The sequence below is a fragment of the Massilia sp. genome, from assembly GCF_032106685.1.
GTDB lineage: Bacteria > Pseudomonadota > Gammaproteobacteria > Burkholderiales > Burkholderiaceae_D > Telluria.
In genome coordinates this window covers 1-19,461 of record NZ_DAMCPG010000031.1, presented here as the reverse complement: position 1 = coordinate 19,461, position 19,461 = coordinate 1, and the positions used below count along the sequence as shown (strand labels likewise).

Genomic DNA, 19,461 nt, shown 5'->3' with positions numbered 1-19,461 from the left:
GGCGGAAGTGTCTAAACGGAAAAATATTCGCACAGCTTCCGGCAAAGATCAAAGGAAACCCTCCCCTTCGCGCTTATTGTCAAACGTCAATTCTTCCTCGAAGGGGGCAGTCATGAGCCACATCATCCATCGCAGCTTGCGCCAGACACCGCCGGTGGCGGTGGCGGCCAGCGGCGTGACCATCCGCGACAGCAGCGGCAAGACCTACATCGACGCCAGCGGCGGCGCGGCGGTGTCCTCGCTCGGGCACGGCCACCCGCACGTGATCGCGGCGATGCACCGCCAGATCGACCAGTGCGCCTATGCGCACACGGCCTTCTTCACCACCGAGCCGGCCGAGGAGCTGGCGGCCAGACTGGTGGCGCAGGCGCCCGCCGGCATCAAGTCGGTCTACCTGGTCTCGGGCGGCTCGGAGGCGATGGAAACGGCGCTGAAGCTGGCGCGCCAGTACTTCGTCGAGGGCGGAGAAGAGCGCCGCAGCCTGTTCATCGCGCGCCGCCAGAGCTACCACGGCAACACGCTGGGTGCGCTGGCGGTCGGCGGCAACGAGTGGCGCCGCAAACCCTTCGCGCCGCTCCTGATGGAGGTGCCGCGCGTCGCGCCCTGCTACGAGTACCGCGACCGCAGCGAGCGCCAGACCCAGGCCGAGTACACCGCCAGCCTGCTCGACGAGCTGGAAACCGCCATCATCAAGGCCGGCCCGGACAGGGTAATCGGTTTCGTGGCCGAACCCGTGGTGGGCGCGACCGGCGGCGCGATCCCGCCGACGCCCGGCTATTTCAAGGGCGTGCGCGAGATCTGCGACCGCCACGGCATCCTGTTCATCGCCGACGAGGTGATGTGCGGGATGGGCCGCACCGGCACCATGTTCGCGATCGAGCAGGACGGCGTCGCGCCGGACATCATCGCGGTGGCCAAGGGGCTGGGCGCCGGCTACCAGCCGATCGGCGCGGTGCTGGCGCAAGGCGCCATCGTCGAGCGCCTGCGCCACGGCAGCGGCAGCTTCCTGCACGGGCACACCTACATCGGCCATCCGGTGGCGGCGGCGGCCGCGCTGGCGGTGCAGGAAGTGATCGAGCGCGACGGCCTGCTGCAGCAGGTGCAGCGGCGCGGCGCCACGCTCAAGCGCATGCTGGGCGACGTCTTCGGCCAGCACGAACACGTCGGCGACATCCGCGGACGCGGGCTGTTCGTCGGGATCGAGCTGGTGCGCGACCGGGCGACCAAGGAAGCGTTCGCGCCGCAGCGCCGGCTGCACGCGGCGATCAAGAACGAGGCGATGGCGCGCGGGCTGATGGTGTATCCGATGGGCGGGACCATCGACGGCCAGCGCGGCGACCACATCCTGCTGGCGCCGCCGTTCATCGTCAGCGCGTCGGATTTGTCGGAGATCGTGGCGCGGCTGGCCGAGGCCGTGGACGCGGCGCTGGTGGCGTGACCACATCGCTTGCAGCAGGTACGTAGGGTGGACGGCTCTGCCGTCCACGCGGCGATAGTTGACAGGCGCGAGCCACGCAAGCAAGCGAACCCAAAAACAAAACGGATACCGGTACGTTTACGGATACACACCCAGCGTGTATCGACGCGTGGACGGGGGACCCGTCCACCCTACGGGTAGATCCAACCCGCCTTACTTCGGAAACGCCACCACTTCCGCCTGCTGCTCGCCCAGGCCCGCGATCCCCAGGCGCAGCTTGTCGCCCTTCTTGAGGAAGCGCTGCGGCGTGCGGCCCATGCCGACGCCCGGCGGGGTGCCGGTGGTGATGATGTCGCCCGGTTCGAGCGTCATGAAGCGTGAGACGTAGCTGACGATCTGCGCCACCGTGAACACCATGTTCGCCGTATTCCCGGTCTGCATGCGCTTGCCGTTCAGTTCCAGGTAGAGGTCGAGGTCCTGCACGTCGAAGATCTCGTCGCGCGTGACCAGGAAGGGGCCGACCGGGCCGAAGGTGTCGCAGCCCTTGCCCTTGTCCCACTGCGAGCCCATCTCGAACTGGTAGGCGCGCTCGGTGACGTCGTTCACCACGCAGTAGCCGGCCACGTACTTCAGCGCATCTTCTTCGCTCACGTACTGCGCGCGGGTGCCGATCACGACGCCCAGCTCGACTTCCCAGTCGGTCTTCTTCGAGCCTTTCGGCAGCTGGATCGGATCATCCGGGCCGTTCAGGCAGCTGGTGGCCTTGGTGAAGAACACCGGCTCCTTCGGCACCGCCGCGCCGGTCTCCGCCGCATGGTCGGCGTAGTTCATGCCGACGCCGATGAACTTGCCGACGCCGGCCACCGGCACGCCCAGGCGCGGGTTGCCGCGTACCAGCGGCAGGGTCTTCCAGTCGACCTTGGCCAGCTTGCGCAGCGCCCTGTCGTTCAACACCGAAGCGTCGATATCCTGGATCACGCCGGACAGGTCGCGCAGGCGCCCTTCTTCGTCGAACAGGCCCGGCTTTTCCTTGCCCGGGCGGCCATAGCGCACCAATCTCATACTCAATCTCCTGTGGTTCGTGCGCGCGCCAACCGCAGCGCGCCAAAGCGCCGCATGATACCTGAGTTATTTTTTGAGGGTCAGCAGGTAGGCGCTCATGTCGATCGCATCGCGCTCGCTCACGCCCATCGCCGGCATCGCGGTGCCGGGGTCGATCGATTGCGGGTCGCGGATCCAGCGCACCAGGTTGGCCTGGTTGTTCGGCAGCTTGCCGCCGATGTACTGGCGGTCGCCCAGGTCTTCCAGCGTGCGGCCGACGTAGACCTCGGAACCGGTCACGCCGGGGATCATGTGGCAGGCGCGGCAGGCGTATTGCGACAACGCGATGCGCCCGCGCTCGGGGTCACCCTGCACGCCGGCCGGCGCCGGCTTGTCGCCGCAGCCGGCCAGCAGCGCCAGCAGCGCCAGCAACGGCGTGGCGAACAGGACGCGCCTCATCGCGCGGCCTCCCGCGGCGGCGCTGCCGTCGCCTCGGCATAGCCGCGCGCGGACAGGCGCGGCAGCGTCTGCACGAAGGCCACCACGGCCCACAGTTCGTCTTCGTTCATGTGAAACTCCCAGGCCGGCATGCCGCTCATCTTGATGCCGTGGCGGGTGATCCAGTACAGCTCCTGCGGCTTCCAGCGCTTGCTGGCGTCGACCAGGGGGCCGGGCAGCGGCTGCATGCTCTGCCCGATCGGCGACTGGGCGACACCCGGCGCGCCGTGGCACTGCACGCAATTGTCGCGGTACAGCGCCGCGCCCAGCGCCACCTGGCGCGCGTCGCCCAGCTGCGGCGCCGCGATCTCGCGCGCATGGCGCCGCACCGAGTAATGCATGCCCGATTCGAGCAGGGTATAGACCGGTTGCAGGTGCAGGGAGGTGGCGCTGATGTCGTACCAGCCCGCGCGCAGCACCACCGCACCGGCGGCCGCGGCCGCCAGCCCGGCCACGACCAGGGTCGCGGCGGCGGTTTTCAGGATCAGGCGCTGGCGGTTTGAAGGCATCGGTTCCTGGGGCTGGGGGTGCACACGGTTGAAAATTAGAAGTTGTCTTTCTTGTATTATAAAGAGACACCAGTTTTCCGTCGGATCGAACCGTGCGCATGTATTTACCTCGATTTCAGCTCCCTTGCCGTCCCTGCGCCCTGCTCCTGTGCGCGCTGGCGCTGGCCGGCTGCGGCAAGGGCGAGGAACCCACGCCGCGCGTCTCCGGCGGCGATCCGGAGCAGGGCCGGCGCCTGATGGCGCAGTACCAGTGCGCGGCCTGCCACCAGATCCCCGAGGTGCCGGGCGCGCACGGCAATGCCGGCCCGCCGCTCGAAGGCTTCGGCCGCCGCAGCTACATCGCCGGCGGCATCCCCAACGTGCCGGACGAACTGGTCCGCTGGCTCGACAATCCGCAGGCGCTCAAGCCCGGCAGCCCGATGCCGGACGTGGGCGTGTCCCCGGCGGAAGCGCGCCACATGGCCGCCTACCTGTATTCACTGCAATGAGCGCCGCGATGAGCGCGCCGCTGCAGTCGGTCCTGCACCCCGCCGGCCCCGACGCCGGCATCATCTCGCAGTTCGCCTGGGTGCTGTTCGCCGGCGGCGCGGTCATCTTCGTGGCGGTGATGGCGCTGATGGTGCTCAGCCTGCGCCGCGGCGCGCGGCCGGTCACGCCGCGCTGGTGGATCTTCGGCGCCGGTTTCGCCTTCCCAGTGGTGGTCCTCAGCGCCCTGCTGATCTGGAGCACCTGGCGCAGCGCCGAGCTGACGCCGCAGACCTCGAAAGGCGCCTTGAGCATTGGCGTCACCGCCAAGATGTGGTGGTGGGAAGTGCGCTACCACGACCCGGCCAGCGGACGCGAGATCGCCAGCGCCAACGAGATCCGGATTCCGGTCGGGCGCCCGGTCTACCTGGGCTTGAGCTCGACCGACGTGATCCATAGCCTGTGGGTGCCGGCCCTGAACGGCAAGATGGACACCGTGCCGGGCCGCGTCACCGGCCTGACCCTGCGCGCCGACAAGCCGGGCGTCTACCGCGGCCAGTGCGCCGAGTACTGCGGCGAGCAGCACGCGCGCATGGCGCTGCACGTGGTGGCGATGCCGCCCGAGGAATTCGACCGCTGGCTGGCCCGCGAAGCCCAGCCGGCCACCGTGCCGAACAATGCGCTGGCCGAGCGCGGGCGCGCCGCCTTCCTGGAACAGCGCTGCCAGGCCTGCCATACGATCCGCGGCGTGACCGGCAACGCCCGTCTCGGCCCCGACCTGACCCACGTCGGCAGCCGCCTGCACATCGCCGCCGGCACGCTGCGCAACCACCGCGGCACGCTGGCCGGCTGGATCGCCGATCCGCAGGCGATCAAGCCGGGCGCACGCATGCCGGCCGCCGCCGACCTCGACGGCGAAACCCTGCATGCCCTCGCCGCTTACCTCGAGCAGTTGAAATGACCGATACCCAGACCAGTTCGCCCGACGCATTGCCCAGTTCCCTGCCCCGCCCGGCGCAGGAATTCCCGCGGCTGGAAAAAGCCTGGGACACGCCCAGGGGCTGGCGCTTCCTCACCACCGTCAACAACACCAACATCGGCCTGTTCTACATCGGCACCGCCCTGCTGTTCTTCCTGCTGGCCGGGGTGCTGGGCCTGTTGATGCGGGCCCAGCTCGCGGTGCCGGACAACGAGCTGCTCTCGCCCTCGACCTACAACCAGGTCTTCACGATGCACGGCAGCGTGATGATGTTCCTGTTCGCGATCCCGATCGTCGAGGCGCTCGCCGTCTACCTGCTGCCCAACATGCTCGGCGCGCGCGACCTGCCCTTCCCGCGCCTGTCCGCCTACGCCTTCTGGGCCTACGCGATCGGCGGCCTGGCCTTCTTCTGCACCCTGTTCGTCGGCCTGGCGCCGGACGGCGGCTGGTTCATGTACCCGCCGCTCACCAGCAAGGAGTATTCCCCCGGCCTGAACGCCGACTTCTGGCTGCTCGGGATCGGCTTCATCGAGATCTCGGCGATCGCCGGCGCGATCGAGCTGATCGTCGGCATCCTGTTCACGCGCGCGCCGGGCATGTCGCTGTCGCGCATGCCGGTGTATGCCTGGGCCATGCTGGTGGTCGGCATCATGATCGTGTTCGCCTTCCCGGCCGTGATCGCCGGCACCGCGCTGCTGGAAATGGAACGCGCCTTCGACTGGCCCTTCTTCAACGCCGAGCGCGGCGGCGACCCGGTCCTGTGGCAGCACCTGTTCTGGTTCTTCGGCCACCCCGAGGTCTACATCATCTTCCTGCCGGCGGCCGGCATGGTCTCGACCATGATCCCGACCATTGCCGGCAACCCGCTGGTGGGCCGGCGCGCCATCATCGTGGCGCTGGTGGCGGTCTGCTTCTTCAGCTTCGCGCTGTGGGCGCACCACATGTTCACGGCCGGCCTGGGGATCATGACGATGAGCTTCGTGTCGGCGGCCAGCATGGCGGTCGCGGTGCCGACCGCGATCCAGGTATTCGCCTGGATCGCCACGCTGTGGCGCGGCAAGGTCGCCATGACGGCGCCGGCGCTGTTCCTGGCCGGCTTCATGTTCATCTTCGTGCTCGGCGGCCTGACCGGCGTGATGGTGGCCCTGCTGCCCTTCGACTGGCAGGTGCACGACACGTATTTCATCGTCGCCCACTTCCACTACGTGCTGATCGGCGGCATGGTGTTCCCGGTGTTCGCCGGCATGTACTACTGGATCCCGCTGGTCAAGGGCCAGCGCATGTCCGAGCGCGTTGCGCGCTGGGCCTTCTGGCTGATGTTCGGCGGCTTCAACCTTGCCTTCTTCCCGATGCACATCAGCGGCCTGTTCGGCATGCCGCGCCGGGTCTATACCTATCCGGCCGAGATGGAGTGGGGCACGCTGAACATGCTCTCCACCGTCGGCGCCTTCGTCTTCGCGCTGGGCGTGCTGGTGTTCGCCGTCGACCTGGTGCGCAGCCAGCGCCGCCCGTCGCGCGATCCGGGCAATCCATGGAACGCCTCGACGCTCGAATGGCTGCCCTCCGGCGACTACGCCACGCGCAGCATTCCGCAGGTCCACTCGGCCGACCCGCTGTGGGACCAGCCGAACCTGGCGAAGGAGGTCGAGGCCGGCCAGCACTACCTGCCCGGCAGCGCCAGCGGCCTGCGCGAGACGATCGCCACCAGCCCGATCGCGGCGCGCCCGACCTACCTGATGATCCTGCCCGCAGACAGCTGGCTGCCCCTGATCGCCGCCGCCGGCACCGCCGGTTTCTTCCTGCTGATGACGGTGAAGCTGATGTGGCTGGCCTGGGCCTGCGGCCTCACGGCGGTCGGCGCCGTCGTCGCCTGGCTGTGGCAGTCGGACCGCAAGCCGCCGATCGTCGAGGCACGGGTGTCGGACGACCTGGTGCTGCCGGTGGGCGCGAAGGGCGTGCGTTCGCACTCGTGGTGGGGAACGGTCATCATGCTGGTGGTCGACGCCATCATCTTCGCCTCGCTGGCTTTTGCCTACATCCACATCTCGATGCGCCTGGTGGTGTGCCCGCCGCCCACGGCCGGGCTGCCCGACCCGCTCTGGCAGCTGCTCTCGGGCGCCCTGCTGCTCAGCGGTTCGGCATTGATGTTCTGGGCCACGCGTTCGCTCGGCAAGCGGCGCCTGCCCTGGCTGGCGCTGGCGGCCACGGCCTGCGTGGTGCTGGCCTTCCTGGCCGACTTCCACGGCTACCAACTCGCCGGCCTGGCGCCGCGCCGTCTGGCCTGGAGCGCGACCATCGCGGCGATGCTGACCTACCAGGGCCTGCACGTGGTGCTGCTGGCGATCGTCGGCCTCTACCTGGCCGCACGCGGCTGGAGCGGACGCCTGACGGCGCACAGCCGCGCCACCCTCGACAACTCGGCACTGATCTGGCACTACGCCACGCTGCAGGGCATCGCCGCGGCGCTGATCGTGCACATTGTACCCCTGCTGATGGATTGACGATGCGCGAACACTTCCTACGCAAGCTGTTGCGCGGCACCCTGCCGCTGCTGGTCTGGGCAGCGCACTTCGCCGCCTGCTACGTATTCGTCGCCGCCCAGTGCAGCCCGGCGGGCTACGCGCCCGGCTATCCGCAGCGCCTGCCGCTGGCGCTGGTCACGGCGGCGGCGCTGGCGGCCTGCGCCCTGCTGGGCTGGAAGTGGATGAACACCCTGCGCCACGCCGACGAGCGCACCGCGCTGCTCGACTGGGCGGCGGGCGGGACGGCGGTGCTGGCCTTCGTCGGCATACTGTGGACCTCGGTGCCGATGTGGTTCATCCAGGGATGCCGGTAACGGAACCGGCCGGGGCCGATTAGTTCGCCGCCGCGCGCACGCGCCACACCACGTTGCCGACGTCGTCCGCCACCAGCAAGGCGCCGCGCTTGTCGATCGCCACGCCCACCGGGCGCCCCATCGCATTGCCGTCCCGGTCGACGAAACCACGCAGGACCTCGACCGGCATGCCGCTCGGCTTGCCGTTTTCGAAAGGCACGTAGACCACGTTGTAGCCCGACAGCGGCTTGCGGTTCCAGGAGCCGTGCTGGCCGATGAAGGCGCCGCTGGCGTAGGCCGGACCCAGTTGCGCGCCCTGGGAGAAGGCGAGGCCGAGCGCGGCGACGTGCGCGCCGAGCGCGTAGTCGGGCGCGATCGCCTTTGCCACCAGCTCCGAACGCTGCGGCCTGGCGCGTTCGTCGACGTGCTGGCCATAGTAACTGTACGGCCAGCCGTAGAAGGCGCCCTCCTTTACCGAGGTGAGATAGTCGGGCACCAGGTCGCTGCCGATCTCGTCGCGCTCGTTCACCACCGTCCACAGCACGCCGGTCTGCGGTTCCCAGGCCATGCCGTTCGGATTGCGCAGGCCGGAGGCGAACAGGCGCGTGCCGCCGGTCCTGACGTCGACCTCGAGGATGGCGGCGCGGTTGACCTCGTTCTTCATGCCGTTTTCGCCGACGTTGCTGTTCGAGCCGACGCTCGCGTACAGCTTGCCGCCGTCGCGGCTGGCGACGATGTTCTTGGTCCAGTGGTGGTTCAGCCCGGCCGGCAGCGGGGCGAGCTGTTGCGGGGTGGCGGTGATGGCGGTCGCGCCTTCCCGGTAGGGCACGCGCACGATGGCGTCGGCGTTGGCGATGTAGAGCGTGTCGCCCACCAGCGCCATGCCGAAGGGCGAATGCAGGCCCTGCAGGAACACGGTGCGGGTTTCGGCGACGCCGTCGCCATCGGTGTCGCGCAGCAGGGTGATGCGGTCGGCGCTCGGCACGCCCGCCCCCGCCTTGGCCATCACCTTGTTCATCACCCAGGTGCGCAGGCCGGCCTTCTTCGTTTCCGGCGTCTGCGGCTTGTTCGATTCCGCCACCAGCACGTCGCCGTTGGGCAGCACGTGGAGCCAGCGCGGATGGTCCAGGCCGGTCGCCAGGGCGTTCACTTCCAGTCCCGGCGCCGCCTGCGGCTTGCCGCCTTGCGGCCAGCCCCTGGCCGGCGCGATGTCGACGGTCGGGATCAGGGTTTTCCTGGGCGCCGGCAGTTGCGGGGAAGGACCGACGTCGGCATTGACCGGTAAGGTGGACCTGTCGCCGCAGCCGGCGAGCGTGAGCAACGCGGGAGCGGCGGCGAGGATGGCGAGGGTTGGGCGGCGCATGGGTTTCTCCTGGATCGGACGGAACGGCCGTGGCCGATTCTAGCGAAAACGACCATGCCGTTCCGCTCGATACCAACGAGAAACCCATGCCGCCCGCTGCCGCGGGCTCACGCCGGCCGGCCTGCCTCCTCGATCGCCTCCTCGACCGCCTCCTCGGCTGCCAGCGCGGCCGCCAGCGCGGCCGGCGCGCCCCGTGCCGCATGCCGGCGCCGCAGGTGCGCCAGCAAGCCCGGCAACTGCAGCAGCACCAGGATGCCGAAGGCGACGCGGTAGGCCAGCGCCGGGTAATGGCCGGCCGCGTCCGGCGGCCAGAGCCCGATCAGGAGGCCGAAGCCGGCCTGCACCAGGAAGGCGCCGACGAAGATCAGGAGGTTCAGGCAGGTGGCCGCGCGCCCGGTCAGTTCGCGCGGCATGCTCTGGGCGACGATCGCGTACTCGATGCCGGTGATCGTGCCCACCAGCGTGAACAGCACCGACAGCAGCTGGTAGCTCGGCGCATAGCCGACCACGAAGGCCGCCTGCACCAGCACGAACAACGCGACGCCGAAGCCGGCCACGTCGAGCGGCCGGATGCCGCGCCGCCCCGCCCACTCGGTGATCATGCCGACCGCGATCGCCCCGAAGATCACCGCCGCCATCCCCATGTACAGCAGGTAGGCCACGGCGTCGTTCGGGAAGCGCGCCACGTCCGCCAGCCAGCGCCCGATCCACAGGCCCTGGATGCCGAAGAACACCGCGTGCGGGATCAGCACCAGCGCGATCGTGGTGCGGAAGGTCGGCGTGCGCACCACCTCGCGCAGCGACTGCAGCACCGGCGGGCGCGCGCCGGCCGGCTTGCCGCTTGGCGGAGCCAGCAGCCAGATCGCCGCGCCGGTGGCGGTGATCAGGGCGCCCAGGATGAGGAACAAACCGCGCCAGTCGGTGTATTCGAGCGCCATGCGCACCGGCATGGTGCTGGACGCCGCGCCCAGGCCGCCGACGGCGATCAGGTAGCCGTGCACCGAGGGCAGCTTGCTCGGCGCGATCCAGGTCGAGATCGCCTTGACCGCCGACATGAAGCAGCCGCCCAAGCCGCAGCCGAGGATGGCGCGCGCCAGCACCAGCTGGCCGAAGCCCTGGCCGCGCGCGAACAGCAGCGCGCCCAGCGCGGCGACCAGCATCAGCGCCAGCTGCACCTTGCGCGGGCCGTAGCGGTCGAGCGCGATCCCGACCGGCAGCTGCACCAGCGCGAACGCGAAGAAGAAGGCGCTGGTCAGCAGGCCGAGCTGGCCGGGCGTCAGCGCCAGCGTCCGAAGCAGGTCCGGCGCCAGCACCGCATTCACGTTGCGCAGCAGGGAGGAGAGATAGTGTCCGAGCGCGAAAGGCAGGAACACGTAGCAGAAAACCGCCACGCCGGACAGGCGTGGCGGATGCGGATCGACGCCCATGGCGGCCGGGAATTTATGCGGCGCTCGGCTGGCTGTCGCTGGCGCGGCCGTCGTGGCTGCGCGCCGGCGCGATCGGGATCACGCGGCCGGCTGCGCCAGCGTAGCCGGCGTCTCCGGATTCCTCCTCGAAGAAGAACTTCTTGCGCCCGAAGGCCGGCTTCAGGTGGTCGAGCCAGGTGGCGTCCGGATCGTACTTGGCGAAGAAGGGCTTCCTCACCCACTCCGGATTGCGGGCCTGCAGGAACTGCAGCGCGAACAGCTTTTCGCCGTTGATCGTCACCACGCCGTCGATCACGACCTTGCCGGGGAAGGCGCTCATCGAGGGACCGCGCACGGTGCGCGACAGGCCCGAGACCATCGAATAGGCCGACTGGAAGATCTCGTGGGCGCGCGCCAGCGGCAGCGCGAAGTAGTCGCGCGGGCCGGTGTCGCGCTCGACGAACATGTAATACGGGATCGCGCCCAGGCGCACGCCGGTGGTCCACAGCTCGGCCCAGCTCTTCGGGTCTTCGTTGATGTGGCGGATCAGCGGGCCCTGCATGCGCAGCGTGGCGCCGGTGCCGACGATGCGCTTTACCGCGGCTTGCGCGATGGGGTGGCGCAGCTCGACCGCGTGGTTGTAATGGCCCATGATGGCGAGGTTCTTGCCGGCCTTGACGACGCGCTCGAACAGGCGCATCAGGTCGTCGGAATCCTTGTCCGAGACGTAGCGCTGCGGCCAGTAGGCCACCGACTTGGTGCCGATGCGGATGTTCTGGATGTGGGCCAGCTCGGGCGCCAGCAGCGGCTCCAGGAACTCGGCCAGCGAGCGCGTATTCATGATCATCGGGTCGCCGCCGGTGATCAATACGTCGGTCACGTCGGGGTGGGTGGCCACGTAGGAGACCAGCTCGCCGCATTCGCGCGCGTCGAACTTCATGTCGTCCATGCCGACGAACTGCGGCCAGCGGAAGCAGAAGGTGCAGTAGGCGTGGCAGGTCTGGCCGGAGCTCGGGAAGAACAGCACGGTTTCCTTGTACTTGTGCTGCAGGCCCTTGAGCGGGGCATCGTTCACGCGCGGCACGTTGTGGGTCATCTGGCCGGCCGGGTGCGGGTTCATGCGCATGCGGATCTGGTGCACCAGTTTGCTGGTTGCCGCCTGATCCTTCTTGTACAGCACCAGGTCGCGCAGCTGCTCGTATTCGCGCGCGGGCAGCATGTCGCGGTGCGGGAAGGTCAGGCGGAAAATCGGGTCGTCCGGGATGCGGTCCCAGTCGATCAACTGGTCGAGCACATACTCGTTGACGCGAAACGGCAGCACGTGCGAGACCACCTGCACGGCTTCCTGCAGGTCGGGGCTCATCCATTGCCATTGGCGCGCGAGCGCGATGGTCTGGCGCGTGTATGGCTTGAACTTGGCGGGCGTCGATTCGGTGGTGGTCACGGCATGCTCCTGAAGAGGAAAGATGGTGGGGAACGGCGGTCAATTCTTGAAGTAAGAAATTGCCGGCGAAAGCGCATCTTAGGAATCGTCTATGCAGGTCGAATTGCCGGCAATCAATTGAATCAAAAGAAGATTTCCCGGAAGAACAATTCCATGCGGCAAGGCAAACGATGGCGGCGCCACACTCGGCGTAAGCCTTTGCGCATTCGCAAATTACCCATAGGAAGTGACGCGTACATTTCCTAATGGCATTTAATGGGACCCGAGAAAAATCGCGGCGCAGGGAAAGCACGGGATTGATCGAGGTTTCCCAAGAGAGATGTACCGACCGCACCACTTCGAAAGGACCGCACCATGAAGCTGCTCGCTACCGCCACCGCCCTGTGTCTCGCCCTGGCCTCGTCCAGCGCGCTGGCTTTCGAACCGACCGAGAAAGACGCGATCGCCATGGCCGAACGCGGAGCTGCCGTGATCAAGGCCAAAGGCAAGGCCGAAATAATGAAGAAGATCAATGCCAAGGATCCCGACTTCGTCCAGGGCGAACTGTATGTCGACATGCGCGACATCAAGACCGGCATCGTGCTGGCGCACCCGTACAACCCGTCGATCGTCGGCAAGGACCTGACCGACGTGCCCGATGCGAACGGCAAGAAGTACCGCCGCGAGATCATCGAGCTCGCCGCCGCCAAGGGCAAGGGCTGGGTCGACTACCAGTACAAGAACCCGACCTCGGGCAAGATCGAGCCGAAGACCACCTACATCCTGCGCGTGGACGACGTGGTGCTGGAAGCGGGCATCTACAAGAAGTAAGACCTTGCATCACGGGGCGGCCGCGGCCGCCCTTTTCTTTTGTCCAGGAGGTGAAGCATGTTGAAGAAACTGCGGATCGGCCCGAAGCTGCTGCTGGCGCCGGGATTGGTGCTGGTGCTGCTGACGCTGCTCTCCGGCGCCGCCTATTACGGCATGGTGCGCCAGCACGCTTCGCTCGAGAACATGGTGCAGGTGCGCGCGGCGCGCCTGCAGGATGCCGCCGACGTCGCCGGCGAGGCCAAGTACGCCCACGCGAACATCTACCAGTTGCTGGCCTGGGTCAGCGGCAGCTTCGCCAAGGAGCGGCTCGATGCGCTGGTCAAGGAAATCAACGGCCGGCACGCGGCGATCGGGGAACAGCTGGCGGCCCTGGCGAAGGTCGCCGATCCTGAAGAGCGCAAGCTGGTCGACACCTCGGGCGCCGCGCTGAAGGCCTATCGCAAGTCGGTCCTGGAAACCATCGAGATGGCCCAGGTCGACCAGTCGATCGCAACCAATTCGATGCAGAAGGCGGAAAAGGAGTTCAACATCCTGAATACCCAGCTGGCCCGGCTGGCCGCGCTGGAAACGACCCTCAGCGAGCGCGCCTACGCCGCCGCCGGCGCCGAGTTCCGCTCGCTCGGCATCACCATGGCGGTGCTGGTGGTCCTGTCGATCGCGCTGTCGCTGCTGGTCACGATGCTGGTGCGGCGCGCCATGCTGGCCGACATCCGCAAGATTTCCGACGTGGTCGCCGAGCTGTCGGAAGGCCGCCTGGCGCCGCCGGTCGGCAGCACGGGCCGCGACGAAATCGCCGACACCTCGCGCGCGCTCGACCACACCATCGCCAACCTGAACACGACGCTGCACGCGATCCTGACCTCGGTGCGCTCGATCGACACCGCATCAAAAGAAATCGCCACCGGCAACCTCGACCTGTCGACCCGCACCGAGAAGCAGGCCGGCTCGCTCGAGCAGACCGCCAGCGCGATGGAAACGCTGACGGTGGCGGTGAAGGACAACGCCAACAACGCGCGCCTGGCGACCGACCTGGCGGCGCAAGCGGCGCGCCTGGCCGGCGACGGCGGCCAGGCCGTCGAGCGCGCGGTGACGACCATGGAATCGATCAAGGCCAGTTCGCGCAAGATCGTCGAGATCATCGGCGTCATCGACGGCATCTCGTTCCAGACGAACATCCTGGCCCTGAACGCGGCGGTGGAAGCGGCGCGCGCCGGCGAACAGGGACGCGGCTTCGCGGTGGTGGCCTCCGAGGTGCGCACGCTGGCGCAGCGCTCGGCCGCGGCGGCCAAGGAAATCAAGGCCCTGATCGCCGATTCGGTGGCGATCATCGACGGCGGCAGCGCCTCGGTCAACGCGGCCGGCAGCAGCATGGGCCACATCGTCGCCTCGGTGCAGCAGGTGAACGACATCATCGGCCGCATCAGCGTGGCCAGCACCGAGCAGGCCGACGGCATCGCCGAGGTCAACCGGGCAGTCGGCCAGATGGACGACATGACCCAGCAGAACGCGGCCCTGGTCGAGCAGGCGGCTGCCGCGGCGGAAAGCCTGCACGAGCAGACCGTCAACCTGGCGCGCGCGGTCTCGATCTTCAAGATCGAGGGCGTCGCGCCGCTCGACACCGAGGCCGGGCTCGACACGGACGCGACGCATGGCTTCCACGACCCGCTCGACCGCCGCGCGCCGGACAGCCCGATGCGCGGCCGTGCTCCCCGCGCTTTGCCCGACGCCAGCCGTGGCAAGCGGCAGGAGCGCGAGAGCCGGATCAGCGGAACGGACGGCTGACGAAGCGCGAGCCGCGTAGACCGAAGCGCCAGGGCACGTCGACCGCCTTCGAGATCCCGATGCGCGGGCCGGTGACCACCTCCAGCCCTGGCGGCGCGGCTTCGAGCGCGAACGGCGGCGCCGCCAGCGACGCGCCGTTGAAGTCGCGCGTGACGTTCAGGGCCTGGCACAGCTTGCCGGGCCCGGAACAGAGCAGCTGCACGTCCTCGGCATCGCGCCGGGCGCGCATGATGTCCAGGCCCGCGAGCGGCTCGATCGCGCGGATCAGGACCCCGGCGCCGTGGCCTTCCTCGCGGCAGACGAAGTTCAGGCACCAGTGGATGCCGTAGGAGCGATACACGTAGGCATGGGCGGGCGGGCCGAACATGGTGAAGTTGCGCGCGGTGGGACCGGAATACGCGTGCGAGGCCGGGTCCTCGCGGTCGTAGGCTTCGGTCTCGACGATACGGCCGCCGACGCCGTCGACCAGCACGGTGACGCCGATCAGCTGGCGCGCGACCACCTCCGCTGGTGCATGAAAGTCAATCCCGGCAAGGTTCGTTGGGTTCATGGCCCCATTCTAGGCGCCGCTACAACAGGGTTCTGTCCGTTTTGCCACACAATGCCGTCGAAGCGCGCACGATGCACAACCTGTTGCTGCAACGAAATCAAGACTGGTTTATAGTGGCAAACCTTGCGGTATTTCCCGAAAGCATCACCTTCCCATGAGCACAGTTGCAGCTAAAGCAATGCCGGTGCGCGCTGCGGCCGCTGCGGCTTCCTCGTCGAGCCCGGCGGCGCCGGCAGCGGTCGACCGCGTCGACGCGCTGATCAAGTCGATCCGTATCCCGCCCCGCCCCAGCCTGCTGGCCGATCTGCAGGCCGAGCTGGCGTCGAGCGACCCGTCGCCGGAAACCATCGGCCGCATCGTCGCGCGCGACGTCGGCATGGCCGGCGCCCTGCTGAAGCTGGCCAACTCCTCGCTGTTCGGCGGCCGCCGCGCCAAGTCGATCGAGCAGGCCATCTTTTTTCTCGGCATCAACCAGGTTGCATCCCTGATGACCGGCCTGCTGGCGCGCCAGGCGATTCCCGCCAACAGCGACGCCCTGGCCAGCTTCTGGGACGTGTCGACCAAGCGCTCGCACGCGATGATGTTCCTGTCGCGCCGCCTGCGCATCGGCGCGCCCGACATCGCCCACACCTTCGGCCTGTTCTGCGATACCGGCGTGCCGCTGCTGATGGAGCGCTTCCCGGGATACGAAGCGACGCTGCTCGAAGCCGCCGCGGAGCCCGCGCGCGCCTTCACCGCGGTCGAGGAAGAACGCCACAGCACCAGCCATGCGGCGATCGGCTCCCTGCTGGCGCGCAACTGGGGCCTGTCCTCGGACGTGGCCTGGGCCATCCTGCACCACCACGACTACCCGGTGCTGGAGGACGAGCACACCGCCGACGCGATCCGCTCGCTGGTGGCGCTGTCGCTGCTGGCCGAGCGCGCGATCCGCCGCTACCAGGGCCACGCCGGCTCGGTCGAATGGGACAAGGGCGGCGAACGCGCCTGTGCCTACCTGTCGCTGGACGAAGACGAAACGGCCGAGCTGCTCGACGAGCTCGAAGAAGCCCTGCACGACGAGCACTAATTAGCCCGCTTTGACAGCGTCACCGAGCAGGTGGATACTGGAAACAGACCACCGGCAAGGAGACGCGATGAAAACCTGGCTGCTGCTGTTCGTCCTGCTGTCCGGCTGCGCCGGCGCCCCTTCCCGGCCCCCGGCCGCTCTTGCCTCCCTGTTCGACGACACCGCCTTTCCGGCGCCAAGCGGCCAGGTCGACGCCGCCGACCTGTTCACGCTCAGCGCGCCGATGCGCGCGCACCTGCACAGTCCCGAGTTCAAGAAGAACCTGCGCGACAAGGGCGGCGCGCGCGGCCTGGTCGCCGCGCTCTACAGCAAGAGCGACCTCCAGCTCGACTACGACGCCACCGTCACCCGCACCGCGGCCCTGACCTATGCCGAACGCGCGGGCAACTGCCTGTCGCTGGTCGTCATGACCGCGGCCTTTGCGCGCGAACTGGGGATGAGCGTGCGCTTCCAGAGCGTGGAGACCGAGGAGACCTGGAGCCGCAACGGCTCGCTCTACCTGGTCAGCTCCCACGTCAACATCAGCCTGGGGCAAAAGATGGCGCTGAACGGCTTCGCCGCCGAGGCCGATCCGCTGGTGATCGATTTCCTGCCGCCGCCGGACGCGGCGCGCCTGCGCACGCGCGAGCTGCAGGAAGCGGACATCGTCGCGCTGTACATGAACAACCGCGCCGCCGAGGAACTGGTCCAGGGCCGCAGCGCCGACGCCTACTGGTGGGCGCGCGCCGCCATCCTCCAGCGACCATCGCTGGTAGAGGCCTACAACACCCTGGCCGTGATCTACGCGCGCAGCGGCCACCCGGCGCGGGCCGAGCAGGTCTACCGCGCCGCCCTGCGCAAGCAGCCCGACAGCCTGGTGGTCATGCAGAACCTGGAACATGCCTTGAACGTGAACGGCAAGCCGGCCGAAGCGCAGGCGCTGCAGCGCCGCATCGACCGCCTGTATCCGGCGCCGCCCTTCCATTACTTCAACCAGGGAATGCGCGCCTACCAGGCCGGCGATTTCAGGCGCGCGCAAGCGCTGTTCGCGCGCGAAGCGGCGCGCGCGCCGGAGAACGACGAATTTCACTTCTGGCTGGGAGCCACGCACCTGCAGCTGGGGGAGCTGGATACGGCGGTGGAAGAACTGGCGCTGGCACGCGAGACCAGCACCCGCGCGGAGACGCGCGAACGGTATGTGGCAAAGCTGGCGCGCCTGAAGTCCAGCGTGGCGCGCCCGTCGGGCAGGTAGGATTAGCGCCGGCGCTGGTAGCCGGTGCGGGGAGCGGGGGTGCCGCGCTGTTCGATGTGACGGAACACGATACGCGCCTTGTTCAGGTCGTACGGCGACATCTCGAGGGTCACCTTGTCGCCGGCCAGGATACGGATGTGATTCTTCTTCATGCGGCCCGAGGTGTAGGCGACCAGCTTGTGGCCGTTCTCGAGGTCGACGCGAAAGCGCATTTCGGGCAGGACGTCGGTGACGAGGCCTTGCATTTCGATGAGGTCTTCTTTTGCCATGATGCATTCCTTTTTATGAGCTGCGAGCCGGCATGCCAACGCCGCCATGAACAATGCCTCGGTCGGCAGCGCCCGCAGGGACTGGACCGGAAATGAGGTGAATCGACCGCCGTCGGGCGGGAAAAGATGCGCCGGCAACCTGCCAAGGATGCACGGGAAGAAAAAAGCCCGCTCGTTGCGGGCCGGTGATCGACAAAGCCTGGATCGTGCTCCAGCCCGGGACCATCTGCCAGGTGCGGAGCGCAGGATGCCCATGCTATCTGCGTGGTGCTTCCCGCATGTCACTCGATCAAGGTGGCTCGATCGGCAAACTGCGTTCGGCCGCCGTCGTTGTGCGGACTTGCCGAAACGTCGCGAAGCGTGTGCGTGCTTCCTCGACTGCATACAGTGTAGCACGGATGGCGAAATGGCGTATGGATGAGCGAAGCCTGGCGCCGGCGCCGGAGAGATCAGAACAGCGGCGCCTGGCCTGATGCCTGCAGGTCTGCATCGCCCTCTTCCATCAACGCGCCCCACACCGCCAGCTTTTGCTCGAACGACATTGCCATGTGCGCCGGCGAGCTCGAAGGCAGCACCACGGTGCGGTAGCCGGCCTCGGCGAACTGCGGCGCGAACTTGCCGGATGCCTGGCCGTTGAAGCCGACCGTTTCCAGTTGCGGACACAGTTTGTGCAGGCGCTCGAAGTCGTTCGCCGCCGGCTTGCGGATGGCGGAATTTAGGCTGCCTTCGCGCTCGCAGGCGGCCAGCACGCCCCACGGGCCGAAGCGGTGCCACCAGGCGCTATTAAGAGGGCGGGCCATAGAAACTATCGTGGACCAGTGTGCCGATCAGCTTCTAGGCCTAGTAATGGTGATTTAGATTTTCCGAAAAAAAGTAAAGCCGTTTATGGCAAATACCATTCAACCAAGTCTCTAACAAATTTGGGAGCGGACTCAATTTCTTTCGAAAATACAATTTCACTTTCAGTAACGAATTGTATATATGGAATAATATCAGCAACAGCTTCTGGCGGAAAACCATATCGCATCAACAAAATATGATCCGAATCATTGGTCCCGAACCGTAATAGCTCCAGCATTTTTAATGCACGCCCATCATTTCGAGCTACACCATATATTTTAAATGCAGCCATGAAGGCGTCAGACAATGAAAACGAGACAACTTTATCAATATAATCATAAGTATCGAAGACTACTGCGTCATAACTCACATCCTTGGCCGCAACCTCAGCAAATAAAGAGTACCTGTGTTGCAACTTGCTATTTGGAAGACTCTCAGCTGGCTGAGAAAATTCTGCATCCCCCTTCCGACCAAAATCTCGTCTCGATATATTACTGTGGCGAATGCCAGCAATTTCTCTAAAAGTTCGACCACTAATTGCCCACAGAAAAATTGTGATGGCCGTACCAAAAACAGCCTCCTCACCATAAAAAAGCTTTCTCCCGATCGACTCTTCGAAAATCGCCTTGAAACAAGCCTTAATCGCATCACGCGCTTGGCGCTTTTTTTCACCCTCTACGCTTAGTTTGATCGAACTCTCAGAATAGATCAGACCTAAAATTTTTTCGCACGAAGAAAATACATTCGGCTGCGAGAGGCGCTCAACCCTCGACCTTGGCATATTATGCTCATCGTCAAAAGTATTCTCTCGGATCGACCCGATCAACTCCCTTATATCTTCGGATTCTCCGCTATAATCCAAATCAATAATCGATTTTTCGTTTAATCTGAAAGAGTCCACAATACGTTTTGTGTACAATGTTGGATTAGATGTAAATACATAACCATAATCAAATTTCTTTTCAGTGGACAAACG

Annotated in this window: 18 protein-coding genes and 1 pseudogene; 9 read left to right on the top strand and 10 right to left on the bottom strand. The window is 66.7% G+C overall.

Features of this window, described 5'->3' with window-relative positions; translation table 11 throughout:
- Positions 1 to 112 precede the first annotated feature (112 nt).
- Positions 113 to 1,438 carry an aspartate aminotransferase family protein gene (locus tag RT688_RS16435; RefSeq protein WP_313705927.1) on the top strand — a complete coding sequence of 442 codons (1,326 nt, stop codon included), beginning with the start codon at positions 113 to 115 and terminating at the stop codon, positions 1,436 to 1,438.
- A gap of 192 nt (positions 1,439 to 1,630) precedes the next feature.
- Here the strand turns inward: RT688_RS16435 and RT688_RS16430 are convergent, their stop codons facing one another.
- From RT688_RS16430 to RT688_RS16420, 3 genes are all read right to left on the bottom strand, one after another.
- On the bottom strand, positions 1,631 to 2,479 hold the full coding sequence (locus RT688_RS16430; RefSeq protein ID WP_313705926.1) for a fumarylacetoacetate hydrolase family protein: 849 nt from the start codon (positions 2,477 to 2,479) through the stop codon (positions 1,631 to 1,633).
- A gap of 66 nt (positions 2,480 to 2,545) precedes the next feature.
- Positions 2,546 to 2,917: a c-type cytochrome gene (locus RT688_RS16425; protein WP_313705925.1), complete on the bottom strand. Its 372-nt coding sequence runs from the start codon at positions 2,915 to 2,917 to the stop codon at positions 2,546 to 2,548.
- Positions 2,914 to 3,465, bottom strand: a complete 552-nt coding sequence (locus RT688_RS16420; protein ID WP_313705924.1) for a cytochrome c — start codon at positions 3,463 to 3,465, stop codon at positions 2,914 to 2,916. The genes RT688_RS16425 and RT688_RS16420 overlap by 4 nt, the downstream gene beginning before the upstream one ends.
- Before the next feature lie 98 nt (positions 3,466 to 3,563).
- Between RT688_RS16420 and RT688_RS16415 the strand changes: the two genes are divergently transcribed.
- The 4 genes from RT688_RS16415 to RT688_RS16400 are packed head-to-tail and all read left to right on the top strand — an operon-like array spanning position 3,564 to position 7,745.
- Positions 3,564 to 3,953, top strand: coding sequence for a c-type cytochrome (locus RT688_RS16415; RefSeq protein ID WP_313705923.1), 390 nt, complete (start codon positions 3,564 to 3,566; stop codon positions 3,951 to 3,953).
- An 8-nt stretch (positions 3,954 to 3,961) separates the two neighbouring features.
- A complete protein-coding gene (coxB, locus tag RT688_RS16410; RefSeq protein ID WP_313705922.1) occupies positions 3,962 to 4,891 on the top strand; it encodes a cytochrome c oxidase subunit II in 930 nt (309 codons plus the stop codon).
- On the top strand, positions 4,888 to 7,410 hold the full coding sequence (gene ctaD / locus RT688_RS16405) for a cytochrome c oxidase subunit I (RefSeq protein ID WP_313705921.1): 2,523 nt from the start codon (positions 4,888 to 4,890) through the stop codon (positions 7,408 to 7,410). The genes coxB and ctaD overlap by 4 nt, the downstream gene beginning before the upstream one ends.
- A 2-nt stretch (positions 7,411 to 7,412) precedes the next feature.
- Entirely contained in the window at positions 7,413 to 7,745 is a 333-nt protein-coding gene (locus tag RT688_RS16400) for a hypothetical protein (RefSeq protein ID WP_313705920.1), read from the top strand.
- A gap of 19 nt (positions 7,746 to 7,764) precedes the next feature.
- Here RT688_RS16400 and RT688_RS16395 read toward each other — a convergent pair whose 3' ends face one another.
- The 3 genes from RT688_RS16395 to RT688_RS16385 form a co-directional block, all read right to left on the bottom strand.
- Positions 7,765 to 9,087 (bottom strand): sorbosone dehydrogenase family protein, encoded by a 1,323-nt coding sequence (locus RT688_RS16395; protein WP_313705919.1) that lies wholly within the window; start codon positions 9,085 to 9,087, stop codon positions 7,765 to 7,767.
- Positions 9,088 to 9,194: 107 nt separating this feature from the next.
- The gene (locus RT688_RS16390; RefSeq protein WP_313705918.1) at positions 9,195 to 10,514 is read right to left on the bottom strand and encodes an MFS transporter; all 1,320 of its coding nucleotides are present in this window, start codon (positions 10,512 to 10,514) and stop codon (positions 9,195 to 9,197) included.
- 13 nt (positions 10,515 to 10,527) lie between these two features.
- On the bottom strand, positions 10,528 to 11,937 hold the full coding sequence (locus RT688_RS16385; RefSeq protein WP_313705917.1) for a lysine 2,3-aminomutase: 1,410 nt from the start codon (positions 11,935 to 11,937) through the stop codon (positions 10,528 to 10,530).
- Between the two features lie 354 nt (positions 11,938 to 12,291).
- Between RT688_RS16385 and RT688_RS16380 the strand changes: the two genes are divergently transcribed.
- Both RT688_RS16380 and RT688_RS16375 read left to right on the top strand, forming a co-directional pair.
- Positions 12,292 to 12,747 carry a cache domain-containing protein gene (locus tag RT688_RS16380; RefSeq protein WP_313705916.1) on the top strand — a complete coding sequence of 152 codons (456 nt, stop codon included), beginning with the start codon at positions 12,292 to 12,294 and terminating at the stop codon, positions 12,745 to 12,747.
- Between the two features lie 57 nt (positions 12,748 to 12,804).
- The gene (locus RT688_RS16375; protein ID WP_313705915.1) at positions 12,805 to 14,529 is read left to right on the top strand and encodes a methyl-accepting chemotaxis protein; all 1,725 of its coding nucleotides are present in this window, start codon (positions 12,805 to 12,807) and stop codon (positions 14,527 to 14,529) included.
- On the opposite strand, the gene RT688_RS16370 is transcribed toward RT688_RS16375, so the two are convergent.
- On the bottom strand, positions 14,510 to 15,079 hold the full coding sequence (locus RT688_RS16370) for a DNA-3-methyladenine glycosylase (RefSeq protein WP_313705914.1): 570 nt from the start codon (positions 15,077 to 15,079) through the stop codon (positions 14,510 to 14,512). The two genes, RT688_RS16375 and RT688_RS16370, sit on opposite strands and share 20 nt — an antisense overlap.
- 154 nt (positions 15,080 to 15,233) lie before the next feature.
- On the opposite strand from RT688_RS16370, the gene RT688_RS16365 reads away from it, so the two are divergent.
- Both RT688_RS16365 and RT688_RS16360 read left to right on the top strand, forming a co-directional pair.
- Complete coding sequence (locus tag RT688_RS16365) at positions 15,234 to 16,145, top strand: HDOD domain-containing protein (RefSeq protein WP_313705913.1); 912 nt, start codon at positions 15,234 to 15,236, stop codon at positions 16,143 to 16,145.
- A gap of 67 nt (positions 16,146 to 16,212) precedes the next feature.
- Positions 16,213 to 17,376: a tetratricopeptide repeat protein gene (locus RT688_RS16360; RefSeq protein ID WP_313705912.1), complete on the top strand. Its 1,164-nt coding sequence runs from the start codon at positions 16,213 to 16,215 to the stop codon at positions 17,374 to 17,376.
- 2 nt (positions 17,377 to 17,378) lie between these two features.
- Here the strand turns inward: RT688_RS16360 and infA are convergent, their stop codons facing one another.
- The 3 genes and pseudogenes from infA to RT688_RS16345 all read right to left on the bottom strand — a co-directional run.
- Positions 17,379 to 17,645, bottom strand: coding sequence for a translation initiation factor IF-1 (gene infA / locus RT688_RS16355; RefSeq protein ID WP_312548522.1), 267 nt, complete (start codon positions 17,643 to 17,645; stop codon positions 17,379 to 17,381).
- 449 nt (positions 17,646 to 18,094) lie between these two features.
- A pseudogene (locus RT688_RS16350) lies at positions 18,095 to 18,415 on the bottom strand (DNA-deoxyinosine glycosylase); the annotation flags it as partial.
- 113 nt (positions 18,416 to 18,528) lie between these two features.
- Positions 18,529 to 19,461 (bottom strand): hypothetical protein (locus tag RT688_RS16345; protein ID WP_313705911.1); only part of this gene is annotated, 933 nt, incomplete at its 5' end.